The sequence below is a fragment of the Vibrio sp. 1249-1 genome (assembly GCF_033340495.1).
The window spans coordinates 1-652 of record NZ_JAWOWJ010000660.1 but is presented as its reverse complement, the minus strand read 5'-3'; the positions used below and the strand labels follow the sequence as shown (position 1 = coordinate 652).

At 50.8% G+C, this 652-nt stretch carries 1 protein-coding gene; it reads left to right on the top strand.

The genetic code is table 11. The features are described 5' to 3' along the window. On the top strand, positions 1-652 hold a 652-nt coding region (locus R7Z50_RS28200; protein WP_318149846.1), incomplete at both ends, for a pyruvate kinase.

The following is a 652-nucleotide window of genomic DNA, read 5'->3' as shown; positions in this document are numbered from 1 at the left end:
TGGCAGAGTTCAATTGCAAGTCACCAGCGTAGAAGGAAATAAAGTCCATACCCGTGTGACCGTTGGTGGCCCATTATCCAATAACAAGGGCATCAACAAAAAAGGCGGTGGCTTATCAGCCGATGCGCTCACGGAGAAAGACAAATCTGACATCATCACAGCCGCAGAAATTAAGGTCGACTATTTGGCCATTTCTTTCCCACGCAATGGCGAGGACATGCACTATGCCAGACGCTTGGCCCGGGATGCCGGCTTAGAAGCAAAACTCGTCGCAAAAGTAGAACGTGCAGAAACCGTCGCCACGAGCGAGTCGATTGACGATATCATCCTAGCTTCTGACGTCGTGATGGTCGCTCGCGGCGATTTAGGTGTTGAGATTGGCGATCCTGAGCTGATCGGTGTTCAGAAAAAACTCATTCGTCGAGCTCGAAGTTTGAACCGCGTTGTCATTACTGCAACTCAAATGATGGAATCGATGATCAATAGCCCAATGCCAACGCGTGCAGAAGTCATGGACGTAGCAAACGCCGTTTTGGATGGCACCGATGCCGTGATGCTGTCTGGAGAGACCGCTGCCGGTCAATATCCGGTAGAGACCGTGAAAGCAGTGGCGGATGTCTGTATTGGCGCAGAAAAGATGTCTCAAGCAAGT